This window comes from Streptomyces sp., assembly GCF_036524955.1.
Classification (GTDB): domain Bacteria; phylum Actinomycetota; class Actinomycetes; order Streptomycetales; family Streptomycetaceae; genus Actinacidiphila.
Genome location: NZ_DATDBG010000177.1, coordinates 1 through 5,196 on the forward strand (window position 1 = coordinate 1; position 5,196 = coordinate 5,196).

Genomic DNA, 5,196 nt, shown 5'->3' on the forward strand with positions numbered 1-5,196 from the left:
CGCCGCCCGCCGCCGGTAGCCGGTCTTCCGCCCGATCCCCAGCTGTGCGCATGCCTCGACCGTGCCCACCCCGGCCGCCAGCAGGCGCCGTACTCAGCCTCCATCTCCAGCCTGCGCTCGCGTCCCCGCCTCGCCCTCACCACACCCATCATGATCAAGGAGTGTTGCGACAAGCATGAGAAGAGGGGGAACGGGGCTGACGCGCGCATGGAGGCCATGTCCGGCCGCCAAGGGACCGTATCACCACGAAAAATGGATTATGCCGAGAAAACACCTCGGGCATAGCATGGTGAGTGGGTCGGCGCACTCTCACGTGCAACGACCCGGAAGGGCGGCCCCGGTGTGTATACGCCGGGGCCGTTGCACACCCGCCGCACGGCCTCCACGTGCCGGCCCCTGGATCTGCGTCCACGTCCGCGCGTTCACGTCAACGCCACTGCCCGGGGACGCTCTCCGATGGACCTGCCTGGAGCTTGTTTGTTGTCTGGACCATTTGGCACCGTTGACAGTCAGCCGGAATGTGGGGGTCACCCGGCTCAGGCTGCGGGCCGAGCCATCAGAACACGCTCTTGTACCCTTGCCACCCCGTGGCGATCATCGTGCGGGCTCCGAGCGATCCCTTGCCGTCGCCGTTGTTGCGCCACACATTGCCGGAGGTGTCGCGGGACACGATGTCCGCCTTGCCATCGCCGGTGATGTCGCCGACGCCGATGACGGCGTTGTACGACGACTTCCAGTTGGCGACGAGCTTCACCCGCGCCTTGAAGCCGCCGAAGCCGTTGCCGTCGTACCGCCACAGGGTGTTGGCCCCGTCCTGGGCCAACAGGTCACCAATGCCGTCCCCGTTGAAGTCGCCGACTCCCACGATCTTCTTGTAGCCCGACCAGTTCGCCGCGATCCGCACCGGCGCCGACAGCTTCCCCGTACTCGCTCCCTTGTAGAGGAACACCTCGCCCGTCGACGCCCTCCGCACGACCAGGTCCGGGCGACCGTCGCCCGTGACGTCCCCCGGCGAGGTCAGCACGTTGAACGCGTTCCAGCCGGTGCCCAGCGAGGTGTACGGAGTGCCCGTGCTGAAGGCATGCCCGCGCATGGTCCGGTACACCCGCAGTTCGCCGTTGCTGAACCGTACGAGGACCTCGTTGCGGCGGTCGCCGTTCAGGTCGCCGAACGGGACCAGCGTCACCGAGGAGGGCCAGCCCGAGGCCGCCAGAGTGCGGCCGAACGCGCCGGTCCCGTTGCCGGGTTGGTAGCGGATGGTGCCGGACGGCGTGACGGTGAGGACATCGCCGATTCCGTCGGGAGCGTTGGTGCTGCTGTTGGTGAAGTCGTGCTGTACGGCAGTCCCGGTGGAGACGGTCACCGTGCGCGAGCCCGTCAGCGTCGGTCCTGAGCCGTCGGCGGGCCGGGTCGTCAGCTTGAACGTGTACGCGCCGTTGGGGACCAGCACACCCGCGGTGTTGCGCAGGTCCCACCGCGCGGTCAGCGTGCCGTCCACCTCGCCGCCGGAGAGCGTGCGGACCACGGCCCCGGTGGCCTTGCTGGTGAACGTGGCCGTCCAGGAAGCGACGGGCTTGGAGAGCATTCCGCGCCACTGCCACCATGGGTTGCTGCCGGCGCTGCTGTCCTCGGCATTGTCGGTCGCCTCGGACTCGACGTAGCCGAGCGGCTCGGTGGGGACCCCGCTGGGCACCAGATGGATCTTCCGGTCCGCGTCGACGTAGGCCGCCGGTCCGCCGAACTTGTCCACCGTCCAGGTCACCCCGCGCAGGCTGGAGGTGCTCGCCGGGAGGTCGCCGATCTTGCGGGTGGTCGCGGTGCCGCCGGCGAAGGCGGTGAGGAGGAGCGCCCCGGCCGAGGTGTCGTGCCGTACGAGGTAGCCGTCGCCGAGCAGCGCCTCGCCGGACGGGACAGGAATGTTCTTCTTCGCCGTGCGGTCCCAGACACCGGCCGCGGCGGTGGGACCGCAGGACCAGTAGATCCACCGGCCGACGACCTGCAGCTCCTTGGGGACGCAGGGGGCACCAGTGGTCACGGTGTCCGTGGTCCTGCCGGTCTTGAGGTCCTTCGCGGTGACGGAACCGGTGGTGGAGCCCGGCGTCCACAGACTGGTCCCCCACACGGAGGCGGCCGTGACGGAGCGGGTGACGATGGGGCGCAGGTCGCTGTAGACGCCGAGGTCGCCGACGTACTGCTTGGCGGGGGAGGAGCCGTTGACGACCGCGTAGCGGCCGGTGATGTCCAGAACGGTCCCGGAGGCCGACGGCAGATAGAAGAAACCCGCCTCGTCGGCCTGGTCGATGGACTGGACGTACGACCCGACGGGGTCGGGGTCGGGGGTGAACGTCACCGCTCGCCCGTCGCCGGTGGAGAACGGGCCCGCCCCACGGCCGTCCCACGCCTGCCAGGTCACGGTGCCCGGTGTGTAGGACGTCCCGACGGTCGCGACCCGGCGGGTGTAGTAGGCGCCCATGAAGCTGCTGTCGGCCTCGTCGGTGGCCAGAGTGCCGTTCTGCAGCGAAAGCCGGTCGATCCTCGCGGCCACCGGCGGGACGGCGGTCACCTCTGTCAGCGCCGGCGCGTCCGCCCCCGTATCAGTGACCTCGCGAACCGCCCAGTGCCCGGAGTCGGCGCCGCCCGCGACCAGCAGGCCGCCCTCCGGCGTCGGTGTGACCGAGGTGTTCGCGTGCCGGAGCAGGGTGATCGCGTCGCCGCCGACGAGGGGGATGGCCATGAGCGGCTCACCGGACTCGTCGACGAAGTTGTGAGGGGACGACGGGACGGATCGGGCGACCACCAGCCAGCGGCCGGCGATGCCCAGGTACGGGACACCCTCGGTGCCGGGCAGCGTCACCGTCGTCCCCGCGGCGGAGAGGTCGTCACGGTCCAGGACGTGGGCCGTGCTGCCGGAGGCGTACCAGACCAGCCGGTCGTCGCTCAGCGCGACGGCCGTCGGAACAGAGGGCACCGTCACGTCGGCGGTGAGTTTCGCGGCGGCCAGGTCCACCAGCGCCAGGTGACTTGTGCCCGCCAGCGAGTAGCTGATCACCGCGGTGCCGCTGTCGCCTCCGAGGACGTTGAAGTTGCTGGTGATCCCGGTCGGCCATCCGTCGATGAGGGTGCCGTCGGCGGGTGCGCCGTCGCCGAACAGCCACAGCAGGCGGTTGCCGTCGGTGTCCCGTGCCTGGGTCAGCACATGGGCGCCGTACGTGGCCCAGTACGTGCCGTGCGTGATGGCGACGTCCGTGGCCGTGCCGGCGGCCATGTCCCGGAGGACGACCTTCTCGCCGTGCGGGCCGACCTCGGTCACGATGTCGGACGATGATCCGAGGTACGCGGGGATTTCGAGCCGGGCGAGGTTGCCCAGTCCGGTGGAGATACCGGTGCTGTACGACGTCCACAAGTAGCCGGAACTGCCCTCCTGGGCGTGCAGGTAGCCGCTCGGGCCGGCGGCGTACAGCCGGTCCCCGCGCGGGACGTAGCGGTCCGACTGGAAGATCTTCTCCGCCGCGATGCCGGTGCTCCCGGCGGCGGTGTCCGCGCCGGCCGGGACGGAGAGCGGGCCGGGCCCCGCGGTCACGGTGAGGATCGCTAACGCAGCGACGACGCCACGGGCGGTGGTACGACGGGCCAACACAGCCTCCTGGGCAGGAAAGAGGCGTGGTAGGAAAGCGGCGCCACAGACGCGCACCAGTGGTACCACGAAGAATGCTCAGCCCCCCGGCTGTCCCCCCAGGCAAGAAGCCATCAGGCTAACAGCAACTTCACAGCCTTCAGAAGTGACGAAGCCTCAGGAGTGGCGAAGACCACTCACGCGGAATCGACCCGGGTTCCCGCCCGCGCCTCCGTCGCCACGGCGGGCCGGGCTCAGCAGCAGCTGCCGCGGGGGGCAGTCTTCAAGGGAGCGCGCTGCGCGCGGGTGCGGGGGCAGTAAGGCGGGGCCGGCAGATGATGACCGGTCCCCTGGTCCCGAGCTGAGCGGAGTGGCTGGGAGTCGTGTCCGGTAGCCGCGGCCCACTCCAGGACAGCGACAGACAGTGACCGTCGTCGCGATCCTGACCGGGCTACCCCGTCCAGCCCCGGTCCTCTCCGATGCTCGGCCAGGTGCACGCCGTCCCGGACGAAGTCCGTCCGGGACGGAGTCACTTCCGTCCTCGGCGAGCTCGATCTTCGCGATCCGGCGGCCGAGGGGATCGTAGAGACAGCGCCACCGGTGGCTGTCCGGAGTCAGGAGGGGCGGGCCATCGCCCGGGGTCCGCATCCTGGAGCGGGCGGCAGCAGACACCGAGGACGACGCGACTGCCGCCCCCACTCTGCGCACCCAACCTCCTCCGACGCAGTCGGGCAGAGCGGTGCGCAGCGGCCTCGCCGGGGTCAGCGACGTGCGAAGGCTGCCGCGCGTTCGACGAGGTCGGGTTCGGGGCGGAGGCCGGTGTACAGGACGAACTGCTCCAGCCCTTGGAGCACCAGGACCTCGTGACCGGTGATCACATGCTTGTCCTGCCGGCGCGCCTCGCGGATCAGTGGCGTCTCGACAGGCAGAGCGACGACGTCGAAGACGGTGTCGGCGGCCGCCACGGCCGCCGCGCTGAAGGCGAGATCCTCGGCCTCGGGCCCGCCCTGCATGCCGATCGGGGTGACGTTGACGAGAACGTCGGCTCGGACGCCGGTCTCGTCGGGCCGCCAAGCGTAGGCGTGCGTCTCGGCCAGCGCGCGGCCCGCGGCCTCGTTGCGGGCGATCACCGTGCCGTTGCGCAGGCCCGCGTCCGAGATGGCAGTGACGACGGCCTTCGCCATGCCCCCGCTGCCTCGGACAGCGAAGACGGCGTCGGTGCTGATCTTGTGGGACGCGAGCAGGGAGGCGATGGCGAGGTAGTCGGTGTTGTACGCGCGGAGCCGACCGTCCTCGTTGACGATCGTGTTGACGGACGCGATGGCGGCGGCAGAGTCGTCCATCTCGTCGACCAGCGCGATCACGTCCTCCTTGAAGGGCATCGAAACCGCACAGCCGCGGATGCCGAGAGCCCGTACCCCGCCGATGGCGGCAGGCAGATCGGTCGTGGTGAAGGCCTTGTAGAGGAAGTCCAGCCCGAGTTCCCGGTAGAGGAAGTTGTGGAACCGGGTCCCGAAGTTGCCGGGCCTGGCCGCCAGCGACATGCAGAGGCGAGTGTCCTTGCTGACGTGCGGTTGCGACAT

At 70.1% G+C, this 5,196-nt stretch carries 2 protein-coding genes; both read right to left on the bottom strand.

Going from position 1 to position 5,196, the window contains the following annotated elements; all coding sequences use genetic code 11:
- Window positions 1-556: 556 nt before the first annotated feature.
- A complete protein-coding gene (locus tag VIW71_RS14385; RefSeq protein WP_331622612.1) occupies window positions 557-3,634 on the bottom strand; it encodes an FG-GAP-like repeat-containing protein in 3,078 nt (1,025 codons plus the stop codon).
- A gap of 740 nt (window positions 3,635-4,374) precedes the next feature.
- Window positions 4,375-5,196: shikimate 5-dehydrogenase (locus VIW71_RS14390; protein WP_331622614.1), on the bottom strand; the 822-nt coding region annotated here is incomplete at its 5' end.